The organism is Streptomyces sp. NBC_00654, from assembly GCF_026341775.1.
In the GTDB taxonomy this organism is placed as follows: Bacteria; Actinomycetota; Actinomycetes; order Streptomycetales; family Streptomycetaceae; genus Streptomyces.
In genome coordinates, this window is record NZ_JAPEOB010000001.1 from 1,217,283 (window position 1) to 1,239,683 (window position 22,401).

Below are 22,401 nucleotides of genomic sequence, written 5' to 3' on the forward strand. Positions count from 1 at the left end.
CGCACCTCTAGCCGTTGGGTCAGCGGGCATGGTCAGCCGAAGTCCGCTCGCATTGCGCCAAGTCGTGGCCCTAGCGGTTGCAATGCCTGGTCGCGGGCATCGGACGTCGAAACACGATGGAAGCGAGCTGTCATGTGTGCGTATCGGGGCCCGGGGGACACAACGCGGAATCAGCTAATCGCATGTTGGGTCGTGTGTGCCGTCATAGTTGTGGGTCTAGTAGTCATGATCCTCACGACCAGTGCGGCCAGACCGTGAGGTGCGTGTTGCACGGGCAGAGCTTCGTGTGAGGGTCGGGCACTCGGTCCGCCCGTTCCGGGCTGGTGGGGTGCGCGGTAGTCCCTGGTCCCTCACTGTCCAGAACTACTAGTTCCATGTGTTGGGAGACCCTGAAGGCAACGAGTTCTGCCTGCTCAAGGCCCGCCTCAACCCCCTGTGACACTCATCGGTCACGCCTCGGCACCAGCGGCGGCCCAGGGTCTGCCGCTGGTCCCCGGTGGTGGGCCGGGGCTACGCTCGGCCCACCACCGTCCCACCCGCGACCCGTAAGCCGGAGATCCGCCCCTCCGGCCCGCGCCCTCTCGCGCCTGCCGGTCAGACGGCTCGCCGATCACTCATCAGCCTGACGAACCGGCCGAAGGCCTCGTCCCCGGCGCGACTGTCCGCGAGCTCCGCGCACAGCGCGGGGAACTCGATCCACGCCTCGCCCGCGACGGACCACCGCGCAACGCTGCTCCGCCCGTCGTGGACGCGTACCTCGTCAATCCACTGGTCGAGGCCGTCACCCATCGAATAGACGAAGAAGTGCGCGTCCTCCATGGCCGGTGCCAGGAGGTCGATGAGCTGGTGAAGGTTGCGTATGTCGATGTAGCAGATGTCCGACAGCAGCTCCAGGCAGAGGTAGTCGGCTTCCGGTGGGCCCAGGGCGAAGTCCCATGTGCTCCCATGGACCTTCTGGTTGAGTAGATGGACCGGCCAGTTCTGCCTGGGCATCTCGGCAGTCACCAGTGCCAGCGTTTCCTCGACCAGGGACCGCCATCCCGGACGTACTCGAATGAACGTCGTGGGTAGGCCGGGCCACGGCGACACTTGAGCGAAACGCAACCGGAACCGCCCGTACCAATGATCATCGCGCCTGGTGACGAACGTCCCGGGCAGCTCGACCGGATGAGGTTCTCTCATCGGTTGAGCATAGGAAGTCGACGAAGAGGTCTGCCCACCGGCCCAGGGCGGCATGGGGTGTCGGGCCGGCGGCCAGCAGGGTCTGCTGGACGCGGCGGGCGTCCTTGCGCGGGGACCTGGCCGCGCTTCCCGTGCTCGCCGGGCTGCCCGCGCCGGTCGAGCTGCCCGAGCGCTGGCGGGGGTGCTGCTCGCCCTGACCGGGCTGGGTGACGACCTGACTCCGTTCGCCGCCGAGCATCTCCCCTTCATGAAGCCGTCCTTCGTCAGCAGCTCACCACGGCCTTCCTGCGCGGCGCCCTCCATCCCGGTGACACCAGTTGGAAGGCGGCGGCCGCCGCACTGGAGGAGAGCCCCGACCCGCTGGGGAACGTGCGGAGCAAGTAGGAGGCCCTCGCGTTCCGCAACCGCGTTCCGCAGCCGCGCCCCGCAGCCTCGTCCCCGATCCAGCGGTCGGCCGCGGAAATGCCCTCGGGGCCGGTAGGGAGGCGCCCGGAGACAGTGGTCAGCCCTGGCCGGGGCGCGCCATCGTCGAGGTGGCGATCCCGCCCAGGAGAGTGGCGAGTTGCCGGGGCATGGAGAGGAACGGCGAGTGGCTGCTCGGCAGCCGGTGGACGGAACCGGCGCGCGTGGCGAGTTCGCGTTGCCGGGACGGTTCGAGCGCCCGGTCGTGGTCGCAGACGACGTAGCTGGAGGGCACGGTGCGCCATCCCGCCGTGGTCACCGGCTCCGTGAAGGAGCGCACGCTCTGCGGGCGCAGGCGGGCCACGGCGCGGTCGGCGTCGGCCTGGGACGCGTCGCCGAAGAGTATGCGCCGGGAGTCCTCGTACGGCGGAGCCTGGCCGGTGCCGTCATCCGGAACGGGCGCTCCCAGGAACGTGAACATGCTCTCGCCCACGTCCAGTTGGAAAGCGGCGAGATACACCGCGCCCACCACGTTCGCGGCATCCCCGATGGCCTCCGTGGCGGGGACGCCGCCGTAGGAGTGGGCGACCACCACCACCGGGCCGTCGATGCGCCGGAGGCTGTCCCGGATGGTGTCCGCGTCGTCCAGCATGCCCACCGGGCGGGCGCGGTCGTGCCGTCCGCCCGGGGGGTTGGCGCTGGGCAGGTCGACGGTGTGGGACCGCCGGCCGTCGGCGTCGAGCTCGGCGCGTACGGAGTCCCAGCACCAGGCTCCGTGCCAGGCTCCGTGGACGAGCAGGAAGGCCGGCCGATCGGTGTCGGCGTTCATGTGCGGTACCTCCGTTGTCCGGACTGCGGGTCGCGGGTGACTGCGGCGCGAAGCGGGCCGGCCCGTGACTCACGGGCCGGGTCCGCCGAGGGGTCGGAGCGCCCATGAAGGGCGTGGGACGGGCCGTCCCGGGCGGGTTCAGTCCCGTCCCGGGCGGGTTCAGAAGCCGACGGTGGCGCCGAAGGTGTCGCGCGCGCGGAAGAGCTGGTACCAGCGGTCGGCGAGGGAGTCCGGGTCGCCCGCGCCCGTACCGCGCACGATCGGCACGCCGATGGCCAAGTGGCCGACGTAGACGCCCTCCTCGGCCAGGTCGTCGTGCAGGCTGCGCGCCCAGGACCGCAGCCCGGCCATGGCGATGCCGCCATTGGCCATCCCCGGGAGGGGGTCGACGGCGATCGTGCCGCCCGTGAACAGCAGAGCGCCGTCGCGGGCCGCTCGCATGCCCGGAAGGACGGCGGCCGTCGCGGTGAGAGCGCCACCGACGATCAGGTCGAACATGGCCTGCGCGGATTCCACCGTGGTCTCGGCCGCGGAGGTGAAACCCAGAGCCTTCAGGTCGGCCACCTGGCCGGCCACGTCGGGGAAGGCGGGGGACGGGCTGTAGGCGAGTACACCGATCCGCCCGAGCTCTTCGGCGGCCGTGTGCAGTGCGCCGGTCAGGGCCTCCCTGTCGGTGACGTCGGCCGGGTAGGCGCGGGCGTTCACGCCCTCGGCCGTCAGGGAGTCGGCCAGGCCCTTCAGCTTCTCGCCGTTGCGGGAGACCAGGGCGACAGGGTGCCCGGCGGTGCCGAAGCGGCGGGCGATGGCCTTGCCCAGGCCCGGACCGGCGCCTACGACTGCGATCGTGGAAGACATACGGCTACCTCGCTTGGTTACGATTTGTGCGCAGCCCCACCGTAGAGATGTATCAGGCACCCTACAAAAGGCACATCGATGTTCGAAGAGCACACTCATGAACCTGACGGCGCTGCGGACAACCCCCCGCATCCCTGCGAGATGTGGCCCGACAACGGCCGCGGAGCCAGGGAGACCCTCGACCGGATCGGCGACAAGTGGTCGGTCCTCGTCATCGGCATGCTCAGTACCGGACCCCTGCGATTCAGCACCCTGAACCGGCGGGTCCCGGGCATCTCCCAGCGCATGCTCACCCTTACCCTGCGCCACCTCGAACGCGACGGTCTTCTCACCCGCACCGCCTACGCCGAGGTGCCCCCACGCGTCGAATACCAGCTCACCCCACTCGGAGAGAGCCTGCGCGGAACGGTCTACGCCCTCGCCCAATGGGCCACCGACCACCACGACGAGATCGACACCGCCCGCCACCACTACGACGCGCGCTGAGCTGAGGGCCCGTTCAGCGCCGCGCCAGTGCCAGCACACTCAGGCCGAACATCAGGACACCCAGGGGGAGATGTACGGACGGTACGTGCGCGATGCCGACCGCGACCTGGACCGAGGCGAGGGCGAGGAAGCCGGACGCGTACCAGAGCGGCCGGGGCGATCCGCCGCCCGGCTTCCAGGCCAGCACCGCCGCGAGTACGTACAGCATCGACGCCCCGTACATCACGCGGGCTCCGGCGCTGTGCAGCGTCTCTCCGTAGGCCGAGGACAGCAGCAGTCCGGCGGAGACCGCCTGCAGGAAAATGGTCAGGGTCTGGAGGCCGATCGCCATCCGCAGAAACGAGAAGCGGTGCTGTGCCGTCGCCCGGGTCGCCATGCCGCAGTCCCCTTTTCCCGCCCTGGGGGCGGTAGATCGATAAGGTCTCACCGGTCCGACGACGCGGGCCCGCGAAAGGTAAGGCGAGGGGGCGGTCGGGAGCATGGGGACGGCTGGGGCGGGCGCGGGCGGGATAGCCGGCGAGCGTCACCAACTGATCAATGTCGCCTACCGGTTGCTCGGATCTCTGACCGAGTCCGAGGACGCCGTGCAGGAGGCCTACGCTCGCTGGTACGCGCTGCCGCGCAGCCGGCGGGACGAGATCGTGTCGCCCGGCGCCTGGCTGACGACGGTGACCGGCCGCATCTGCCTGGACGTGCTCGGTTCGGCGCGGGTCCGGCGCGAACGCTATGTCGGAGCGTGGTTGCCCGATCCGCTGCCCGACCGCGCGGAGTGGGACACCGGCCGTGGCACCGCCCCCGGCTACCCCGCCGACCCCGCCTACCCCGCCGACCCCGCCGACCAGTTGGTCCTGGACGAATCGGTGGCCATGGCCTTCCTCGTGGTCCTGGAGTCGATGACACCCGCCGAGCGGGTGGCGTTCGTCCTGCACGACGTCTTCCGGTACCCCTTCGCCGAGATCGCGGGCATCCTCGGCCGGACGCCCGCGGCCTGCAAGCAACTCGCGGCCTCCGCCCGGCGGCGGGTGCGCGGCGCGCGGGCTCCGGTGACGGCGGCCGGGCAGGCCGACGCCGTCCGGCAGGTCAAAGAGGCATGGGAGACCAAGAACATCGCGGCCCTCGTCGACCTTCTCGACCCGGCGGCCGTGATGACCGCCGACGGTGGCGGCCTGGTCGGCACCGTCCTGCGCCCGGTCGAAGGCGGTGCGCGCATCGCCCAGTACATGGTCGCCATCGCCGACAGGGCTCCTGGGCTCGAACTCCTGGAGCGGTCGGTCAACGGGGTGCCGGGGCTGGTGGCCCGGCGCGCGGGTGCCGTCGTGACCGTGGCCTCGTTCGAGGTCGCCGATGGCCGCGTCACCCGGATCTGGGTCGTCCGCAATCCGGAGAAGCTGCGGCTGTGGAAGCGGGGCGGATCCGGCGGTGGTGGAGGGGACGGGGAAGCCGGTGGTGGAGGGGACGGGGAAGCCGGTGGTGGAGGGGACGGGGAAGCCGGTGGTGGTGGGAACGGGGAAGCCGGCGGTGCGGGCGCGCAAGCCGGTGGTGCGTCCACGGCATCGTGATCAGGGGGGGCTCCGGGACAGGCTTCAGCGCGCCCGCGCGGCGAGGGCCAGGAAGACCGACAGGTTCTCGATCATCTCGACGGGGAGCCTGGTCCACGGCTTTCCTCCGCCGCGCCGGTGTATCTCCACCCAGCCCTTCTCGACCGTGATCCGGCCGACCTCGCGCCAGTCGAGCCGGTGTTCGGGGTAGCCGAGACCGGCGGGATCGATGTGGGCGCCGAGGAAGTCGATCCGCTCGCCGGCCTTGAGCCGGTCGCTGTCCTGGGGCAGCCGTACGCGCGTGAACGCCTTGTCCAGTCCGTCGATGAACCGGGCGATGCCCTCGTAGGCGTCGTCCACCACGATCTCGTCGCCCTCGTGGGGACGTACCCAGAGCTCGTGTGTGGTGACGCTGGTGATTCCGTTCGTCACTCTGGTACCGCACCGCCGGATGCCGGCGATCTCGTCCCAGGAGTATGCCTCCGGCTCCCGTCCGGCGACTTCCCGCACGATGCCGTGCCGGTAGTGGCCCACCCAGACCTGTGGCTGCCGTCGCGTGAGCGCGAGGAAGAGGAAGTACCAGGCCGCTGCGAGGATGGCGGCCGCCAGGAGGAGCAGCGGCAGCGCGTAGTACCAGGCGTCGCCGTTCCGCTGGTTCTCCACCATGGCCGAGATCCCCATCCAGAGCACCAGCAGTCCGATCAGCCCCGGCAGCAGCACCACGATCCACGGGAAGCTCTTGGGATCCGTGCATACCAGTCCCTCGCGCGGACCGAGTTCGAGCTCCCGCGCGACGATGCGCATGGCGGGTGGAACAGGAGTGGAACCACGATCCGACACAAGCCCCCCAAGGCCAGACAGCAGAGGGCCACTTTAGAGGAGCGCGGCCGGTGCGAGAAGAGCGGACAGCCCTCTGTGCGCCCGGGGTTGGGGCTTCGAGCCGTCCGGCCGCCAGTGCCGCGCTGTGATCCGGCGCGCGCCTGGTCGATAGGCTCTGGGAACGTGTGTTCAGGCCGCTGACCCTGGAGGTGCCCTCATGGCCGTCGAGTGGGTTCGACTCAAGCTCGATCTGGACGCGTTCGACGATGCCCGGTTCGAGCCCCGCCTCCGGAGCTGCCGACAGACCGGAATCGAGTTCACGACGATGGCGGCACTCGGCGACACGGCCGAACACCGGCGTGCGCTCTATGAGTTGAACAAGACGTGCTCCGCCGACATACCGGAGCGCGGGGAGTTCTACACGTACGACGAGTACCTCGCCCAGCGCATCGAGATTCCGACCTACGATCCCCGAGGCATCGTTCTCGCCCTGGACGGCGGGGCATGGGTCGGCATGGCCACCACGTCGATCCAGCCCGAGGGACACGCCTTCAGCGAGATGACCGGGCTGCTGGCCGGCCACCGGGGGAGGGGTGTCTCGCTGGCCATGAAGCTTCTGGCCATCGGCTTCGCGCGTTCCCGCGGCACGCATGTGCTGCGGACCTTCCACCACCCCGCCAACGCGGCGGCCATCGGCATGAACCGCCGGCTCGGCTTCGTCGACGACGACGCGCCACGTGCTGCCGCCGTGTGAGGGACCCGCGTGACCGTGTGCGGGAGGCCGCCACCCCGCAGGCCCAGCAGGCACCGTAGGCCCCGCAGGCACCGAAGCGCGTCGCGCCCCCCTCTGCGGCGCCCGCGCCCGCACTCGCGCCTGCCGCGCCCCAGCTGGTGCTCTCCGGGGGCCTTCGCGACGGCCTCGGTCGCAAGCGCGGCTGACAGCCGGCCGGCCCGCCCGGTCCCGACGGGGTCGTCCGGCCCCGCCCCGGTCACCCGGCCGCCGTACGGATCATCTCCATCAGCAGCCCGTGGGCCTCGGGGTCGGCCGCCGCCACGAGTCCGCGCCCCGCCCGCCCGACCGGGGCGCCGTCGATGCCGGTGACCACGCAGCCCGCAGCCCTGCACAGGGCGATCCCGGCAGCGAAGTGCACGCTCTCCGAGAGGTCACCGCCATCGGTGACATACGCGGCACGCTTGCCCGCCGCGACCCAGGCCAGTGCCAGCGTCGTGGACACGACCCGCGGCCGGAACCGCTCGATGAAGGCCGGATCGGCCAGCAGGTCCACCGCACGGAACCCGGGCGCGCTCGGGAACGGCGGATCGAGGTTGACGTCCACCAGCCGGGTGGCGGACGTGGGCACCAGCCGTGTGTCCACCCCGTCCTGCCGCACCCACGCGGTCCTGCCGTCCGTCGCGAAGACCTCGCCGCTGAACGGGTCGGCCACCGCCGCCGCCCCGTCGCCCAGCGCCACGTTGACGGCCACCAGCATGTTGCCGACCGCGTAGTTCAGCGTGCCGCACAGAGGGTCCACCAGCCATCGGCGTCCGGCGTCGGCGGCACCCTGCCGCCCGCCCTCCTCACCGAGCACCGCGTCGTCGGGCCGCGCGGCACGGATGACATCGAGGATCGCCCTCTCCGCCTCCACATCGGCGGCGGTCGCGAAGTCTCCGGCACCCTTGTCGATACGGGAGAGCGGCTGACCGTACAGGGCACGCACCACGTCCGCACCGGCACGCGCGCCCGCCGTCGCGACCTCGGAATCGTCGGCATGCGTCAGGGAGTTGATCACGCCGCACAGAGTATCGAGGCGAAGTCGCCGACCCGCCGCGTCAGGCCCGTCAGCGGGTGGCCCGCCTCAGCGGAACTCGTGGACGACCTGGATCCCGCCGACGATGTGGGCGTTGAACTCCTCCAGCTCCTCGGCGGGTACCCAGAGTTCGAGGATCGTGCGTCCCCCGGCCTGCTGGACGGGGTACCGGCTCAGGAACTGAGACTCGACGTCGAAACGGGTGACGAACCCGGCGCCATCGTGCTTCACGTTCCAGTCCCGCGCGATCCTGATCGCGTAGTCCTCGTTGAGGACCGGGTAGAAGATCGGCTGTTCGGGCAGCCGGGGTGGCCAGGCACGCCAGTCGAGCTCGCGGACCAGGTCCAGTTCCTTGGGGCCGGTGGGTCGCCACAAGGTCGTCACTGCTTGCCGGCCGGTCATCCGAATCGCTCTCCGTGCGTGCGCCGCCGGTGCGGCGGGTCGTGGGGCCGGACGATACCGGCACCACGACCCGGGCGACCACGCGGTTTCCCCGCTCCGGCAGCTGCCGGGCCCCACCACACCCCTTACTGATCATTTCAGAATGAGATCGGTGTGTTGGCTTGGCAGTTGGGTGTTGTGTCGGCAGGATCTGCCGGGTGTCTGCTGATCTCGTGCCCGATGACCTGTGGGAACGCATAGCCCCGCTGCTGCCTCCTCGTCCGCCTCGGCGGCACCGGTATCCCGGGCGGCTGCCGGCCGATGACCGTGCTGCTCTGCGGGGCATCGTTTACGTGCTGCGCAAAAGTGTGAGCTGGCGGGACGTCCCTGCGGAGCAGGTGGGCTGCAGTGGGGTGACGGCCTGGCGGCGTCTGCGGGACTGGACCGAAGCCGGAGTCTGGCCCCGCCTCCACGAAGTCCTGCTGGCAGAACTGCGTAAAGAGGGCCTGCTGGAGATGGACGACGCTGCGATCGACGGCTCGCACGTCAGGGCCCTCAAGGGGGCTCACACCGGACCTTCGCCGGTCGACCGCGCACGCCCCGGCAGCAAACACCACATCATCGTCGACCGGCACGGAACCCCGCTCGCCGTTGCTCTGACCAGCGGCAACCGCCACGACGTCACCCAGCTCATGCCACTTCTGGACGCCATACCGCACATCCGCGGCCTGCGCGGCCGGCCACGCCACCGGCCCCGGCGACTGTTCGCCGACCGTGGCTACGACTACGACAAGTACCGCCGTCTCGTCCGGGCTCGTGGGATCACACCGAAGATCGCCCGCCGCGGCACACCGCACGGCTCCGGCCTGGGCAGGACCCGCTGGGTCGTCGAGCGGACCTTCGCCTGGCTGCACCAGTTCAAACGCCTTCGGATCCGCTACGAGATACGCGCCGACCTCCATCTCGGCCTGCTCCAACTCGCCTGCAGCATCATCTGCTTGAGACGACTCCGAACCGCATTCTGAAACGATCAGTTAGGCTGGGCCGATGTCCGACAACGGCGTACCACCGGGCGGCCCGGGAGCCGAAGAGCCCGCAGTCGAAGAGCCCGCAGTCGAAGAGCGCGGCGCTGAAGGGCCGGACGCTGATGGGCGGGGCGCCGAAGATCGGGGCTCCGAAGAGGGCTTCGCCGGAGCCGAGTTGCCTGAGGTCCTGCATATCGCCGGGCTCGCGCTGGGGCGGACGGAGAGCCCGGCGTCGCTGGCCTGCTGGACCGGCCGCATCCCGGCCCCGGCGGGCGAGGAGCCGGCCGGGGTGAGTCTGGTGATGGAGCCGGCCGCCCCGCCGGACGCATCCGCCCTCCGGCTCGCCCACGACGTGGTGAGCCGTTTCGACGTCCTCGTCGGCAGGGCCATGGAGTACTGCCGTACCCGGCTCCGGGAACGGCAGTTCGCGCTCACCGCCGAGGAACTGGGCTGGCTGGACCTGCCGGAGCTGCCCCTCGCGGTTCCCGAAGCGACCGTGTGGGCCGACCGGACCTGGGCAATCCGCTTCGCCGAGAGCCGTTTCCGGCTGGCGGACCCCCACGGAATCCTCGTGACCTTCGACGGAACACGGCCCGTCGATGTGCAGGGGCTCGACGACGAGCAGTGAGCCTGCCCGTAGCCCGTAGCCCGTAGCCCGTAGCCCGTAGCCCGTAGCCCGTCGTCAGGCGCTCCGCGGCCGCGTCAGACGTACCGGCAGCGTGTGGGGGCCGTTCATGATGAAGGACGCCAGCGGCACCAGCTCGTCGTCCGGCACCGCGATCTCCAGATCGGGGAACCGTTCGAACAGTGCGGGCAGCGCGATCGCGACCTCCATCCGGGCCAGCGGCGCGCCGATGCAGAAGTGCGCTCCGTGGCCGAACGCGAGGTGCGCCTTGTTGGTACGGGTGACGTCGAAGCGGTCCGCGTCCTCGCCGTGCAGCTTCGGATCGCGGCCCGCCGCGGCGAAGCCCATGAGGACCGGGTCGCCCTCGCGGATCGTCACCCCGCCGATCTCGATGTCCTCGGTCGCGAACCGGAACGGCAGCTGGTTGATCGGCGACTGCACCCGCAGGGCCTCCTCGGTGACCTGGTCCCAGGAGACCTCGCCGCTCATCGCCATCGCCAGCTGGTCGGGGTGGGCCAGCAGATTGCGGACCGCGTGGCACAGGAGGTTCATCACCGTCTCGGAGCCCGCGCCGAGCATCAGGAACAGGGTGCCGACCAGCTCCTCGTGGGTCAGCCGCTGCCCTTCGTACGCCGCGTCTATCAGCACGCTGGTCAGGTCGTCCGCCGGCGCCCCGCGCTTCGCGTCGACGAGGTCGCCCAGCGCCTGGTGCCAATGCGCCACGTTGGCCGCCGCCTCCTCCTCCGTGAGGGACGTGCTGGTGGTCACCTCGCCCCCGCGCAGCACCTCGGCGCGGGACTCGGCCGGAACACCGAACAGGTCGCAGATCACGGCGGCGGGCAGGGCGTAGGCGAAGCGGCCCTTCAGGTCGATGACCTCCCCGGGCGGCACGTCCGCCAGGTCCTCGATGAGTTCCGTGGTGATCTTCTCGACCAGCGGCCGGGTCTCGTCGACCCGGCGCGGGGTGAACGCCTGCGAGATCAGCTTGCGCAGACGGTTGTGGTCATCACCGTCATGGGTGGTCATGTTGTCCATCACGACCCAGCTGATCAGCGGCCAGTTCGCTGGGATCTCACCGGAGGCGAAGGCCGGCCAGCGCTGCGGATTCTTCACGAACCGCGCGTCGTTGAGCACCTGCTTCGCCAGGGCGTGGTCCACCACGCTCCAGCCGGTGACCCCACCGGGGAGCGCCACCGCGGCCACCGGCCCCTGCGATCGTAGGCGCGCGTTCTCGGCGTGCAGGTCCGTGCCGTTGCGGTCGAGTGCGAAGGGGCAAGCGGTCGCCATCGGAATGCCTCCTGGAAGTAGAGGCCTCGAACACTAGGGAGCGTGCCGCGGCCCGCTCATCTCCTCCCGTGCGGAGATCGCCGGCACCCGGCTGCCCGCCCGGCGCGGCCCGCTCCGGGCCTCCACCGCCCGGACCGGGGACGATCACCGGGAACCCGGCGGCAGAAAATTCCCGCGGCGTGTCGATCGGTCCCGGTCCCGTTCGTCGTCATGGTGAAAGGCACCCCACAGCGGGGTGCGACGGTATATGGCAGGACACGACAGGAGCCAGGACCATGAAGTACATGCTGCTGATCCACAGCGGGGCGATCGACGAGAACGGAGGCGCGGCCGACTGCACCGTCGAGGACTGGACGGACTACGACAGGTCCGTGCGCGACGCGGGCATCCTCGTCTCCGGGGAGTCGCTGGCCGACCTGGTCACCGCCACGACCGTCCGGGTCGGGCCGACGGGGGAGCGGACCGTGACGGACGGGCCGTTCGCCGAGACACGTGAGGTGCTGGGCGGGTTCCTCGTCATCGACGTGCCCGACCTCGACACCGCGCTCGACTGGGCGGCCCGCTGCCCCGGGGCGCGCGGCAGCGGTGCCGTCGTCGTGCGGCCCGTGGCCGACTTCGGGGCCTGACGGTGACGGGCGGGGGAGCCGGGGCCGGTGCGGGGGAGGCCGGGGCGCGGGCCTCGGTCGAGGCGGTGTTCCGGGAGGAGCGCGGTCTGCTGCTGGCCTCCCTCGTCCGCCGGTTCGGGGACCTGGACCTGGCCGAGGAGGTGACGTCGGAGGCCATCGAGGCGGCGCTGCTGCACTGGCCGGCCGAGGGGGTCCCGGCCCGTCCCGGGGCCTGGCTGCTGACGACGGCCCGGCGCAAGGCCGTGGACCGGCTGCGGCGGGACCGGACGTACGCGGCCAGGCTCGCCGTCCTGCGCGCCGACGCGGAGCGGGCGGAGACGGAACGCGTGTACGCCGCACCGCCCGCCGGTGCCGCGGGCGAGCTGCCCGACGAACGGCTCCAGCTCTTCTTCACCTGCGCCCACCCGGCGCTCGCCGCCGAGGACAGGACCGCGCTCGTCCTGCGCTGTCTGGCCGGACTCACCACACCCGAGGTGGCGCGGGCCTTCCTGGTGCCGACCGTCACCATGGCCCAGCGGATCGTGCGGGCGAAGAAGAAGATCCGCGAGGCCCGTATCCCGTTCCGGGTGCCCGGCGCCGACGAACTGCCCGAACGGCTGCCCGGAGTGCTCCAGGCCCTCTACTCGATCTTCACCGAGGGGTACGCCGCCAGCTCCGGACCGAGTCTCCAGCGGCCGGATCTGGCCGACGAGGCGATCCGGCTGGCCCGGATCCTGCGCCGGCTGCTGCCCGCCGAACGGGAGACCGCCGGGCTCCTCGCCCTGATGCTGCTCGTCCACGCCCGGCGCGACGCCCGCAGCGGGGCGGACGGTGAGCCGGTGCTCCTCGACGAGCAGGACCGGGGGCGCTGGGACCGGGCCATGATCGAGGAGGGGCGCGGTCTGGTGGTCGACGCGCTGACCGGCGGACCGGCCGGGCCGTACGGGGTGCAGGCCGCTGTGGCCGCGCTGCACGACGAGGCGCCGGACGTCGCGCGCACGGACTGGCCGCAGATCGTGGCGCTGTACGACGTGCTGCTCGCCCTCGCCCCGTCCCCGGTGGTCGCCCTGAACCGGGCCGTGGCGGTGGCGATGCGGGACGGCCCGGAGGCGGGTCTCGCGCTGCTCGACGCGCTCGCCGGGGAGCCGAGGCTGCGCGCGTACCCGCCGTACCCGGCCGCGCGGGGCGATCTGCTGCGCCGCCTGGAGCGCTTCGGCGAGGCGGCCGCCGCGTACCGGGAAGCGCTCGAACTCCCGGGCACCGCACCGGAGAAGGCAGCGCTGCGCCGGCGGCTCGCGGAGGCCGAGCGGGGCGGGGGAGCGCCCGGCGTGCGACCCGGCTCCTAGCCCGGCGTGCCGGGCGTCGCGAGCCAGGCGGGACTTTCGGCACACGCCCTAGCCCGGCGTGCCGGGGGAGCGCCCGGGGGAGCGTCGGGGGAGCGCCCGGGGATGTGCGGGTATCAGGACCGGCCTTGGCCGGAAGCATCCTCTTGACCCGGGCATGTCATGACACGACCATATGTGCGTCGCACAGGTCCATCCCCCACTCACGGACTCAGGAGACTGCCAGCATGCGACTCGTCAGCGCACGGAAAACCCGACCGACGAAAACCAGACGGAACGCCACCATCGCCGTCCTGCTCGCCCTGGGCCTCGCCGCTCCCGTCTCCGCCGTCGCCAGTGCCGACACCTCGGCGCGGGGCGCGGTCGTCGCGGCGGACGAGCAGACCTCGCAGTACGAGATCACGGGGCGCACCACCGCCGTCACCCGCACCGAGATCGCCCGCGCCGGGGTCTCGGTCGACGAGGTGCACGACCACGGCATCGTGATCACCGCGGACGCCGCCCAGGCCAGGAAGCTCCGGGCGCGCGGCCATGTCCTGGAGGCTCTTCCCGCGCCGGAGGCCGAACCCGTCGCGGCGGGCGGCGCCGGAGTGCTCGACTTTCCGCCGTCCGACTCCGGTTACCACAACTACGCCGAGATGAGCGCGGAGATCGACGCGCGTATCGCCGCGTACCCCTCGATCATGAGCAAGCGGGTGATCGGCAAGACCTACCAGGGCCGGGACATCGTCGCGGTCAAGGTCAGCGACAACGTCGGCACGGACGAGGCCGAGCCCGAGGTCCTCTTCACCGCCCATCAGCACGCCCGCGAGCACCTGACCGTCGAGATGGCGCTCTACCTGCTCCGTGAGCTCGGTGAGGACTACGGCACCGACTCCCGCATCACCCAGGCGGTCAACGGCCGCGAGCTGTGGATCGTGCCGGACGTGAACCCCGACGGCGGGGAGTACGACATCGCGTCGGGCTCGTACCGCAGCTGGCGCAAGAACCGGCAGCCCAACTCCGGTTCCACGGCCGTGGGAACGGACCTCAACCGCAACTGGGCCTTCAAGTGGGGCTGCTGCGGCGGCTCGTCCTCCAGCACCTCCTCGGAGACCTACCGCGGTGCCGCGGCCGAGTCCGCGCCCGAGACGAAGGTCGTCGCCGACTTCGTCCGCGGCCGGGTGGTCGGCGGGAAGCAGCAGATCACGGCGGGCATCGACTTCCACACCTACAGCCAGCTGGTGCTGTGGCCGTTCGGCTACACGTACAGCGACACCGCCACCGGCATGAGCGCCGACGACCGCAACGCGTTCGCCGCCGTCGGCCAGAAGATGGGCGCGAGCAACGGCTACACCGCCGAGCAGTCCAGCGACCTCTACATCACCGACGGATCGATCGACGACTGGCTGTGGGGCTCGCAGAAGATCTTCGGGTACACCTTCGAGATGTATCCCGGGTCCGCGTCCGGCGGCGGTTTCTACCCGCCCGACGAGGTGATCGAGCGGGAGACCTCGCGCAACCGTGACGCGGTGCTCCAGCTGATCGAGAACGCCGACTGCATGTACCGGTCGATCGGCAAGGAGGCGCAGTACTGCGCCTGACGGCCGCGGGCGCGCGCGGGGCGTGCGGCGCATCCGGGGCGCATTGGAGAGGTACGGAACCGGTGCGCCCGAAGGTGGCTGATACGTCCCGCGCGCTCCCCCGCCCACGACGAGGCTGCGGCCTTAGGGTGCCGATATGTGCGGAATCGTGGGTTACGTCGGTAGGCAGTCGGCGCAGGATGTCGTCGTCGCAGGTCTCAAGCGCCTCGAATACCGGGGCTACGACTCGGCGGGTGTCGCCGTTCTCGCGGACGGCGGGCTGGCCGCCGCGAAGAGGGCGGGCAAGCTCGTCAATCTGGAGAAGGAGCTGAAGGACCGGCCCCTTCCGGCCGGGAACACCGGCATCGGGCACACCCGGTGGGCCACGCACGGGGCGCCCAACGATGCCAACGCGCACCCCCATCTGGACAACGCGGGCCGGGTCGCCGTCGTGCACAACGGGATCATCGAGAACTTCGCCGCGCTCCGGCGCGAGCTCGCCGGGCGCGGGCACGCGCTGGGCTCGGAGACCGATACCGAGGTGGTCGCCCATCTGCTGGCCGAGGCGTTCTCCGGCTGCGGGGAACTGGCGGAGGCCATGCGCCAGGTGTGCCGGCGGCTGGAGGGGGCCTTCACCCTCGTCGCCGTACACGCCGATCAGCCCGACGTGGTGGTCGGCGCCCGGCGGAACTCACCGCTCGTCGTGGGCGTGGGGGAGGACGAGTGGTTCCTCGCCTCCGATGTCGCCGCCTTCATCGCGCACACCCGGGCGGCGGTCGAGCTGGGGCAGGACCAGGTCGTGGAGCTGAGCCGGGCGGGCGTCGTCGTCACCGGGTTCGACGGGCGGACCGCCGAGGTGCGCGAGTACCACGTGGACTGGGACGCCTCCGCCGCCGAGAAGGGCGGCTACGACTACTTCATGCTCAAGGAGATCGCCGAGCAGCCCAAGGCGGTCGCGGACACCCTGCTGGGACGGACCGACCAGGAGGGCTTCCTGCTGCTGGACGAGGTGCGCATCGCGCCCGGTGTGCTCCGGGAGATCGACAAGGTCGTCGTCGTGGCCTGCGGGACCGCCTTCCACGCCGGGATGATCGCGAAGTACGCCATCGAGCACTGGACCCGGCTGCCCTGCGAGACCGAACTCGCCAGCGAGTTCCGCTACCGCGACCCGATCCTCGACCACCGCACCCTCGTCATCGCCATCTCGCAGTCCGGCGAGACCATGGACACGCTCATGGCCCTGCGGCACGCCCGCGAACAGGGCGCGAAGGTCCTCGCCATCTGCAACACGAACGGCTCGACCATCCCCCGGGAGTCCGACGCCGTCCTCTACACGCACGCCGGGCCCGAAGTCGCCGTCGCCTCCACCAAGGCCTTCCTCACCCAGCTGGTGGCCTGCTACCTCGTCGCCCTCTACCTCGGGCAGGTGCGCGGGACGAAGTGGGGCGACGAGATCCGGACCGTCGTACGCCAGCTCGCCGCGGTCTCCGGACAGGTCGAGCGGGTCCTCGCGACCATGGAGCCCGTACGCGAACTGGCCCGGTCCGTCGCCGACAAGAACACCGTGCTGTTCCTCGGGCGCCACGTCGGCTACCCGGTCGCTCTCGAAGGTGCGCTGAAGCTCAAGGAACTCGCCTACATGCACGCCGAGGGCTTCGCCGCCGGTGAGCTCAAGCACGGGCCGATCGCGCTCATCGAGAAGGATCTGCCGGTCGTCGTGATCGTGCCCTCACCACGCGGCCGTTCCCTGCTCCACGACAAGATCGTGTCGAACATCCAGGAGATCAGGGCGCGCGGCGCCCGCACCATCGTCATCGCCGAGGAGGGCGACGAGGCCGTCGCCCCGTACGCCGACCACCTCATCACCGTCCCCGTTACGCCTACGCTGCTTCAGCCGCTGGTCTCCACCGTGCCCTTGCAGGTCTTCGCCTGCGAACTCGCGACGGCCCGCGGCAACGAGGTGGACCAGCCGCGCAATCTGGCGAAGTCCGTCACCGTGGAGTGAGTGGAGTGAGCGGAGTGGGACGGGAGTGGCGAGAAGCATGACCAGGGGAAAGGCGAGGGTGAGTTCGTGATCATCGGGGTGGGGATCGACGTGGCCGAGATCGAGCGCTTCGGCGCCGCGCTGGAGCGTACGCCCCAGATGGCCCAGCGGCTGTTCGTGGAACGGGAGTTGACACTGCCCAGCGGGGAGCGGCGCGGTGTCGCGTCGCTGGCCGCCAGGTTCGCGGCCAAGGAGGCCCTGGCGAAGGCGCTCGGCGCGCCCGCCGGGCTGCTCTGGACCGACGCGGAGGTCTGGGTCGAGGACAGCGGGCAGCCCCGGCTGCGGGTGAGCGGCTCGGTCGCGGCGCGCGCCGCCGCACTCGGCGTACGGAGCTGGCACGTCTCCCTCAGCCATGACGCGGGGGTGGCGTCGGCCGTGGTGATCGCGGAGGGTTGACCGTATGCGACGTGCGTACAGCGTGGAGACCGTACGGGCCGCCGAGGCGGCACTCATCTCACGGCTGCCGGAGGGCGCCCTGATGCAGCGGGCCGCCGCCGGGCTCGCCGTGGCCTGCGGCGATCTGCTCCGGCGCAACGGGCGGGTGTACGGCTCCCGGGTCCTGCTCCTCGTCGGCAGCGGCGACAACGGCGGCGACGCGCTGTACGCGGGGGCCCGGCTGGCCCGGCGGGGCGCGGGGGTACGGGCCCTGCTGACCTCGCCCGACAAGGTCCACGCCGCCGGGCTCGCCGCGCTGGAGGCGGCCGGCGGGCATGTGCTCGACAGCCCGGACGGGCTCGGCGCCGTCGATCTGATCGTGGACGGCATCACCGGGATCGGCGGACGCGGCGGGCTGCGCCCGGAGGCCGCCGCGCTGCTGCGGGCGCTGTCCGGGTCACGGGCCCCGGTCCTCGCGGTGGACCTGCCCAGCGGGGTGGAGGCCGACAGCGGGGAGATCCACGGGACGGCCGTGCGGGCGGACGCGACGGTCACCTTCGGCACGTACAAACCGGGGCTGCTCATCGACCCGGCCGCCGAACGGGCGGGCGCCCTGCGGCTCGTCGACATCGGCCTGGGGCCCGAACTGCCCGAGCCGCCGGACCTGGAGGCGCTGCAGTACGCGGACGTGGCGGCGCTGCTGCCGGTCCCGGACGCGGAGAGCGACAAGTACCGGCGCGGGGTCGTCGGCGTCGTCGCCGGGTCGGAGCGCTACCCGGGCGCGGCGGTGCTCGCGGTCGCGGGCGCGCTGCGGGGCGGCGCCGGGGCGGTGCGGTACGTCGGCCCCGGCGGGGACGCGGTGATCGCCCGCTACCCGGAGGCGCTGGTGCACGCCGGGCCGCCGTCGAGGGCCGGGCGGGTGCAGGCCTGGGTGGTGGGGCCGGGGCTCGGTGACGGTACGGCGGCCGGGGCGGCGGTCGCCGATGTGCTGGCCTCGGACGTGCCGGTGCTCGTCGACGCGGACGGGCTGCGGCTGATGGACGCCGACGCCGTCCGGACGCGCGGCGCCGCCACCGTGCTCACCCCGCACGCCGGGGAGGCCGCCGCGCTGCTCGGCGTACCGCGCGAGGAGGTCGAGGCGGGCCGGCTCGCCGCCGTACGGGAGCTGGCCGCCCGCTACCGCGCCACGGTCCTGCTCAAGGGGTCGACGACCCTGGTCGCCGAGGCCCGCGACACACCCGTACGGGTCAACCCGACCGGCACGTCCTGGCTCGCCACCGCGGGCAGCGGGGACGTGCTGTCCGGGCTGACCGGGTCCCTGCTGGCCGCCGGGCTCGCCCCGCGCGACGCCGCGTCGGTGGGCGCCTATCTGCACGGCCTCGCGGCCCGGCACGGCTCGGACGGCGCACCGGTCGCCGCACAGGACGTCGCCGACCGCGTCCCGGCCGCCTGGCGCGACGTACGGGCCGGGTGAGAACGGCCCCGCGGGTTCCGGGCCGCGGGCGGCCTGCCCCGGGCTCCGTGCTCCGTGCTCCGTGCTCCGTGCTGCGGGCTCCGGGCTGCGGGACGGGGGAGGCCGGGCCAGGGTGGAGACCGGGGCGTGAGCGTGAGCGGGCGAGAGAGGCGGTCGGTGCGGTGAGCGGTCCGGGCACGGATTCCGTACGGGTACGCAGGGTCTACGACCCGCCGGAGGACGGTGACGGCACCCGCGTGCTCGTCGACCGGCTCTGGCCACGGGGCCGGTCCAAGGAGCGGGCCGCGATCGACGTGTGGCTGAAGGACATCACCCCGTCCGACGAACTCCGCTCCTGGTACCACCAGGACCGCTCCGGCGCGCGGTACGACGGCTTCGTCGACCGCTACCGCACCGAGCTGGGCGACCCGGCCCACACCGAGGCCGTCGACCGGCTGGTCGCCCTGGTGCGCGGGGGCGGACCGGTGACACTGATCACGGCTGTGAAGGACGTCTCCGGCAGCCATGTCCCGGTCCTGGTCGACCATCTGGAGCACGAGCTGAAACGCCGCTGACGCCACGAAAGCCCCCTGGCAGGCCCCCGACGGCCCCCCTCGCAGGCCCCCGACGGCCGCGTGGCAGGGCCCCTGACGGGCTCCCGCGGCAGGGGCTTCTACGGGCTTTTGCGCGCGGCGGCGGGACGGGTGGTCGAACGGATGACCGGGAGACGGTTGGCCGGGCGGGGGTGCGGACAGTGACGGGATGCCGCCCCACGCCTCTGAGAGACTGGGCGCGATGAACGAGACAGCGCCCCTGAGAGCCCGTGCCGAGATCGACCTCGCCGCCCTGCGCGCGAACGTGCGCGCCCTGCGCACGCGGGCGGGCGGAGCGCAGCTCATGGCCGTGGTGAAGGCCGACGCCTACGGGCACGGCGCGGTGCCCTGCGCCAGGGCGGCGCAGGAGGCGGGCGCGACCTGGCTCGGCACCGCCACCCCGCAGGAGGCCCTGGCCCTGCGCGCGGCCGGGCTCGACGGCCCGCTCATGTGCTGGCTGTGGACACCCGGCGGCCCCTGGCGCGAGGCGATCGAGGCCGGCATCGATGTGTCGGTCAGCGGGATGTGGGCGCTGCGCGAGGCCGTCGCCGCGGCGGAGGCGGCCGGCCGCCCGGCCCGTGTCCAGCTCAAGGCCGACACCGGCCTCGGCCGCAACGGCTGCCAGCCCGCCGACTGGTCCCGCCTGGTCGCCGAGGCCCGCGCCGCCGAGAAGGCCGGCCGGGTCCGGATCACCGGTCTCTGGTCCCACTTCGCCTGCGCCGACGAACCGGGCCACCCCTCGATCGCCGCCCAGCTCGGCGTGTTCCGCGACATGGTGGCGTACGCGGAGAAGGAGGGCGTCGAGCCGGAGGTGCGGCACATGGCCAACTCCCCGGCGACGCTGACCCTCCCCGAGGCGCACTTCGACCTTGTCCGGACCGGGGTCGCGATCTACGGCATCTCGCCCAGCCCCGAGCTGGGCACGCCCGCCGATTTCGGGCTGCGCCCCGTGATGACGCTCGCCGCGTCCCTCGCCCTGGTCAAGGAGGTCCCGGCCGGGCACGGCATCAGCTACGGGCACCACTACACGACCTCCGCCGAAACGACCCTCGGCCTGATCCCCCTCGGCTACGCGGACGGCATCCCGCGCCATGCCTCGGGGCGCGGACCGGTCCTCGTCGACGGCCGGGTGCGCACGATCGCGGGCCGTGTGGCCATGGACCAGTTCGTCGTCGACCTCGCGGGCGACCGGCCGGAACCCGGCGCGGACGCCGTACTGTTCGGCCCCGGCGACCGGGGCGAGCCGACCGCCGAGGACTGGGCGGTGGCCGCCGGCACCATCGCGTACGAGATCGTCACCCGGATCGCGGCCCGGGTGCCCCGGGTGTACGTGAACGAGCAGGACGAGCCGCACGAGATCCCGACCGACAACGACTAGGAGCGCGGCACGGTGAGCGAGAGCAGCGCGGGGGACGTGGCGGCGGCGACGGCCGCCGCGGCGGCAGGCTGGCGCCGGGCGGGCATCGCGGGCGCCGCGATAGGAGTCATCGCGGCGGGCGCGGCGGCCGGGGTCGCGGTCGAGCGGCTCACCGTGGGCCGGGGCATGCGGAAGAAGGCCCGCCTCGCGCTGGACGCCACCGGCCCCTACGGCTCGCTGCGCGGCATGCCGGGGCGGGCGCTCGCGGACGACGGGACCGAGCTGTACTACGAGGTCGACGAGACCGAGCCCCCCGCCCCGGCGGAGGCGGCGGGCGAGGGCGGCGCCGGCTCGCGGCGGCGACGGCTCTTCGGGCGGAAGGCTCCCGTACCGGTCACCGTCGTCTTCAGCCACGGCTACTGCCTCAGCCAGGACTCCTGGCACTTCCAGCGGGCGGCGCTGCGCGGCCTGGTGCGCACGGTCCACTGGGACCAGCGCAGCCACGGCCGGTCGGAGCGCGGCCGGGCCCAGGCCGACGGCGTACCGGTCGGCATCGACCAGCTCGGCCGCGATCTGAAGGCGGTCATCGACGCGGCGGCTCCCGAGGGCCGGCTCGTCCTGGTCGGGCATTCGATGGGCGGCATGACGATGATGGCGCTCGCCGACCAGTACCCGGCGCTGATCCGGGACCGGGTGGCCGCCGTCGCGTTCGTCGGCACATCGAGCGGGAAGCTCGGCGAGGTGAGCTTCGGGCTGCCGGTGGCGGGTGTGAACGCGGTGCGCCGGGTGCTGCCCGGGGTGCTGAAGGCGCTCGGCTCGCAGGCGGAGCTGGTGGAGCGGGGGCGGCGGGCGACGGCCGACCTCTTCGCGGGGCTGATCAAGCGGTACTCGTTCGGATCGCGCGACGTGGACCCGGCGGTGTCGCGGTTCGCCGAGCGGCTGATCGAGTCCACCCCGATCGATGTGGTCGCCGAGTTCTATCCCGCCTTCACCGAACACGACAAGAGCGGGGCGCTGCCCGCCTTCCGCGACCTCCCGGTGCTGATCCTGGCGGGCGACAAGGACCTGGTCACGCCCAGTTCGCACAGCGAGGCCATCGCGGACGTGCTGCCGGACGCCGAGCTGGTGATCGTGCCGGACGCGGGGCACCTGGTGATGCTGGAGCACCCGGAGACCGTCACCGACCGTCTCGCCGACCTGCTGGTACGGATCGGGGCGGTGCCTGCGGCTAACGTTGGCGAACATGGAAGCACCGCACAACAGCCCGGCCGCTGAGACGTCCCCGGGCACAGAGGTTCCCGTCACGGTACGGATCGCCGTCGAGTCCCCCGAGCAGATGGGGGAGCTGGGCCGACGCCTCGCCCGTGTCGTGGCCCCCGGCGACCTGGTCATGCTCACCGGCGAACTGGGCGCCGGGAAGACGACACTGACCCGGGGGCTCGGCGAGGGCCTCGGGGTGCGCGGCGCCGTCACGTCCCCCACCTTCGTGATCGCCCGGGTCCACCCGTCCCTGGGGACGGGTCCGGCGCTGGTCCACGTCGACGCCTACCGCCTGGGCGGCGGGCTCGACGAGATGGAGGACCTGGACCTCGATGTATCGCTGCCGGATTCGGTGGTGGTCGTGGAGTGGGGCGACGGCAAGGTCGAGGACCTGTCGGAGGACCGGCTCCAGGTGTTCATCGACCGGGCGGTCGGCGACACGGACGACGAGCGGCGCGAGGTGACGCTGGTGGGCATCGGGGCGCGCTGGGCGGGGCTGCGGGCGGAGCTGGCGTAGAGCGGGGCGCCGGGGCGCGTACGGGCGGGCGGCCGGAGCGCGGCCGGGCCGGAGC

22 protein-coding genes and 3 pseudogenes are annotated in these 22,401 nt (G+C 72.3%); 17 read left to right on the forward strand and 8 right to left on the reverse strand.

Features of this window, described 5'->3' with window-relative positions:
- Positions 1-373: 373 nt before the first annotated feature.
- A pseudogene (locus tag OHA98_RS42615) lies at positions 374-439 on the forward strand (VOC family protein); the annotation flags it as partial.
- A 155-nt stretch (positions 440-594) separates the two neighbouring features.
- On the opposite strand, the gene OHA98_RS05395 reads toward OHA98_RS42615, so the two are convergent.
- A complete protein-coding gene (locus tag OHA98_RS05395; protein ID WP_266922952.1) occupies positions 595-1,005 on the reverse strand; it encodes a hypothetical protein in 411 nt (136 codons plus the stop codon).
- A gap of 352 nt (positions 1,006-1,357) precedes the next feature.
- On the opposite strand from OHA98_RS05395, the pseudogene OHA98_RS05400 reads away from it, so the two are divergent.
- A pseudogene (locus tag OHA98_RS05400) lies at positions 1,358-1,566 on the forward strand (chlorophyllase); the annotation flags it as partial.
- 118 nt (positions 1,567-1,684) lie between these two features.
- Here the strand turns inward: OHA98_RS05400 and OHA98_RS05405 are convergent.
- Both OHA98_RS05405 and OHA98_RS05410 read right to left on the reverse strand, forming a co-directional pair.
- On the reverse strand, positions 1,685-2,413 hold the full coding sequence (locus tag OHA98_RS05405; RefSeq protein ID WP_266922953.1) for an alpha/beta fold hydrolase: 729 nt from the start codon (positions 2,411-2,413) through the stop codon (positions 1,685-1,687).
- A 159-nt stretch (positions 2,414-2,572) separates the two neighbouring features.
- Positions 2,573-3,268 carry an SDR family oxidoreductase gene (locus OHA98_RS05410; protein ID WP_266922954.1) on the reverse strand — a complete coding sequence of 232 codons (696 nt, stop codon included), beginning with the start codon at positions 3,266-3,268 and terminating at the stop codon, positions 2,573-2,575.
- A 141-nt stretch (positions 3,269-3,409) separates the two neighbouring features.
- Here OHA98_RS05410 and OHA98_RS05415 point away from each other — a divergent pair, with 141 nt between their 5' ends.
- A complete protein-coding gene (locus OHA98_RS05415; protein WP_266922955.1) occupies positions 3,410-3,754 on the forward strand; it encodes a helix-turn-helix domain-containing protein in 345 nt (114 codons plus the stop codon).
- Between the two features lie 13 nt (positions 3,755-3,767).
- Here OHA98_RS05415 and OHA98_RS05420 read toward each other — a convergent pair whose 3' ends face one another.
- The gene (locus OHA98_RS05420; protein WP_266922956.1) at positions 3,768-4,130 is read right to left on the reverse strand and encodes a hypothetical protein; all 363 of its coding nucleotides are present in this window, start codon (positions 4,128-4,130) and stop codon (positions 3,768-3,770) included.
- Positions 4,131-4,233: 103 nt separating this feature from the next.
- Between OHA98_RS05420 and sigJ the strand changes: the two are divergent.
- Positions 4,234-5,160, forward strand: a pseudogene (sigJ, locus tag OHA98_RS05425) (RNA polymerase sigma factor SigJ); the annotation flags it as partial.
- Between the two features lie 177 nt (positions 5,161-5,337).
- Here sigJ and OHA98_RS05430 read toward each other — a convergent pair.
- Entirely contained in the window at positions 5,338-6,096 is a 759-nt protein-coding gene (locus tag OHA98_RS05430; RefSeq protein ID WP_266922957.1) for a DUF6585 family protein, read from the reverse strand.
- 232 nt (positions 6,097-6,328) lie between these two features.
- On the opposite strand from OHA98_RS05430, the gene OHA98_RS05435 reads away from it, so the two are divergent.
- Complete coding sequence (locus OHA98_RS05435) at positions 6,329-6,865, forward strand: GNAT family N-acetyltransferase (RefSeq protein WP_266922958.1); 537 nt, start codon at positions 6,329-6,331, stop codon at positions 6,863-6,865.
- Between the two features lie 235 nt (positions 6,866-7,100).
- On the opposite strand, the gene OHA98_RS05440 is transcribed toward OHA98_RS05435, so the two are convergent.
- Entirely contained in the window at positions 7,101-7,901 is an 801-nt protein-coding gene (locus OHA98_RS05440) for an inositol monophosphatase family protein (RefSeq protein ID WP_266922959.1), read from the reverse strand.
- Positions 7,902-7,967: 66 nt separating this feature from the next.
- Positions 7,968-8,321, reverse strand: a complete 354-nt coding sequence (locus tag OHA98_RS05445) for a hypothetical protein (RefSeq protein WP_266922960.1) — start codon at positions 8,319-8,321, stop codon at positions 7,968-7,970.
- Positions 8,322-8,518: 197 nt separating this feature from the next.
- Here OHA98_RS05445 and OHA98_RS05450 point away from each other — a divergent pair, with 197 nt between their 5' ends.
- Both OHA98_RS05450 and OHA98_RS05455 read left to right on the forward strand, forming a co-directional pair.
- Positions 8,519-9,325 (forward strand): IS5 family transposase, encoded by an 807-nt coding sequence (locus OHA98_RS05450; RefSeq protein WP_266922961.1) that lies wholly within the window; start codon positions 8,519-8,521, stop codon positions 9,323-9,325.
- 22 nt (positions 9,326-9,347) lie between these two features.
- Complete coding sequence (locus OHA98_RS05455) at positions 9,348-9,953, forward strand: hypothetical protein (protein WP_266922962.1); 606 nt, start codon at positions 9,348-9,350, stop codon at positions 9,951-9,953.
- Positions 9,954-10,007: 54 nt separating this feature from the next.
- Here the strand turns inward: OHA98_RS05455 and OHA98_RS05460 are convergent, their stop codons facing one another.
- Positions 10,008-11,237, reverse strand: a complete 1,230-nt coding sequence (locus OHA98_RS05460; protein ID WP_266922963.1) for a cytochrome P450 — start codon at positions 11,235-11,237, stop codon at positions 10,008-10,010.
- Positions 11,238-11,512: 275 nt separating this feature from the next.
- Between OHA98_RS05460 and OHA98_RS05465 the strand changes: the two genes are divergently transcribed.
- From OHA98_RS05465 to tsaE, 10 genes are all read left to right on the forward strand, one after another.
- Positions 11,513-11,863 (forward strand): YciI family protein, encoded by a 351-nt coding sequence (locus OHA98_RS05465; protein WP_266922964.1) that lies wholly within the window; start codon positions 11,513-11,515, stop codon positions 11,861-11,863.
- Between the two features lie 2 nt (positions 11,864-11,865).
- Positions 11,866-13,188, forward strand: coding sequence for an RNA polymerase sigma factor (locus tag OHA98_RS05470; RefSeq protein WP_266922965.1), 1,323 nt, complete (start codon positions 11,866-11,868; stop codon positions 13,186-13,188).
- Positions 13,189-13,412: 224 nt separating this feature from the next.
- Positions 13,413-14,768 (forward strand): M14 family metallopeptidase, encoded by a 1,356-nt coding sequence (locus tag OHA98_RS05475; RefSeq protein WP_266922966.1) that lies wholly within the window; start codon positions 13,413-13,415, stop codon positions 14,766-14,768.
- A 136-nt stretch (positions 14,769-14,904) separates the two neighbouring features.
- Entirely contained in the window at positions 14,905-16,752 is a 1,848-nt protein-coding gene (gene glmS / locus OHA98_RS05480) for a glutamine--fructose-6-phosphate transaminase (isomerizing) (protein WP_266922967.1), read from the forward strand.
- Positions 16,753-16,818: 66 nt separating this feature from the next.
- The gene (locus OHA98_RS05485) at positions 16,819-17,187 is read left to right on the forward strand and encodes a holo-ACP synthase (RefSeq protein ID WP_266922968.1); all 369 of its coding nucleotides are present in this window, start codon (positions 16,819-16,821) and stop codon (positions 17,185-17,187) included.
- A gap of 4 nt (positions 17,188-17,191) precedes the next feature.
- A complete protein-coding gene (locus OHA98_RS05490) occupies positions 17,192-18,640 on the forward strand; it encodes an NAD(P)H-hydrate dehydratase (RefSeq protein ID WP_266922969.1) in 1,449 nt (482 codons plus the stop codon).
- A gap of 161 nt (positions 18,641-18,801) precedes the next feature.
- Entirely contained in the window at positions 18,802-19,194 is a 393-nt protein-coding gene (locus tag OHA98_RS05495) for a DUF488 domain-containing protein (RefSeq protein WP_266922970.1), read from the forward strand.
- A 220-nt stretch (positions 19,195-19,414) separates the two neighbouring features.
- Complete coding sequence (gene alr / locus OHA98_RS05500) at positions 19,415-20,590, forward strand: alanine racemase (RefSeq protein WP_266922971.1); 1,176 nt, start codon at positions 19,415-19,417, stop codon at positions 20,588-20,590.
- A 12-nt stretch (positions 20,591-20,602) separates the two neighbouring features.
- Entirely contained in the window at positions 20,603-21,844 is a 1,242-nt protein-coding gene (locus OHA98_RS05505) for an alpha/beta fold hydrolase (protein WP_266922972.1), read from the forward strand.
- A complete protein-coding gene (gene tsaE / locus OHA98_RS05510) occupies positions 21,813-22,346 on the forward strand; it encodes a tRNA (adenosine(37)-N6)-threonylcarbamoyltransferase complex ATPase subunit type 1 TsaE (RefSeq protein ID WP_266922973.1) in 534 nt (177 codons plus the stop codon). Before OHA98_RS05505 ends, tsaE begins: the two co-directional genes overlap by 32 nt.
- Positions 22,347-22,401: the final 55 nt, after the last annotated feature.

Bases quoted from the DNA above. Each gene is read 5' to 3' on its own strand.
- OHA98_RS05405 (WP_266922953.1), bottom strand. From the start codon at position 2,413: ATGAACGCCGACACCGATCGGCCGGCCTTCCTGCTCGTCCACGGAGCC.
- OHA98_RS05410 (WP_266922954.1), bottom strand. From the start codon at position 3,268: ATGTCTTCCACGATCGCAGTCGTAGGCGCCGGTCCGGGCCTGGGCAAG.
- OHA98_RS05415 (WP_266922955.1), top strand. From the start codon at position 3,410: ATGTGGCCCGACAACGGCCGCGGAGCCAGGGAGACCCTCGACCGGATC.
- OHA98_RS05420 (WP_266922956.1), bottom strand. From the start codon at position 4,130: ATGGCGACCCGGGCGACGGCACAGCACCGCTTCTCGTTTCTGCGGATG.
- OHA98_RS05430 (WP_266922957.1), bottom strand. From the start codon at position 6,096: ATGCGCATCGTCGCGCGGGAGCTCGAACTCGGTCCGCGCGAGGGACTG.
- OHA98_RS05435 (WP_266922958.1), top strand. From the start codon at position 6,329: ATGGCCGTCGAGTGGGTTCGACTCAAGCTCGATCTGGACGCGTTCGAC.
- OHA98_RS05445 (WP_266922960.1), bottom strand. From the start codon at position 8,321: ATGACCGGCCGGCAAGCAGTGACGACCTTGTGGCGACCCACCGGCCCC.
- OHA98_RS05455 (WP_266922962.1), top strand. From the start codon at position 9,348: ATGTCCGACAACGGCGTACCACCGGGCGGCCCGGGAGCCGAAGAGCCC.
- OHA98_RS05460 (WP_266922963.1), bottom strand. From the start codon at position 11,237: ATGGCGACCGCTTGCCCCTTCGCACTCGACCGCAACGGCACGGACCTG.
- OHA98_RS05465 (WP_266922964.1), top strand. From the start codon at position 11,513: ATGAAGTACATGCTGCTGATCCACAGCGGGGCGATCGACGAGAACGGA.
- OHA98_RS05475 (WP_266922966.1), top strand. From the start codon at position 13,413: ATGCGACTCGTCAGCGCACGGAAAACCCGACCGACGAAAACCAGACGG.
- glmS (WP_266922967.1), top strand. From the start codon at position 14,905: ATGTGCGGAATCGTGGGTTACGTCGGTAGGCAGTCGGCGCAGGATGTC.
- OHA98_RS05490 (WP_266922969.1), top strand. From the start codon at position 17,192: ATGCGACGTGCGTACAGCGTGGAGACCGTACGGGCCGCCGAGGCGGCA.
- alr (WP_266922971.1), top strand. From the start codon at position 19,415: ATGAACGAGACAGCGCCCCTGAGAGCCCGTGCCGAGATCGACCTCGCC.
- tsaE (WP_266922973.1), top strand. From the start codon at position 21,813: ATGGAAGCACCGCACAACAGCCCGGCCGCTGAGACGTCCCCGGGCACA.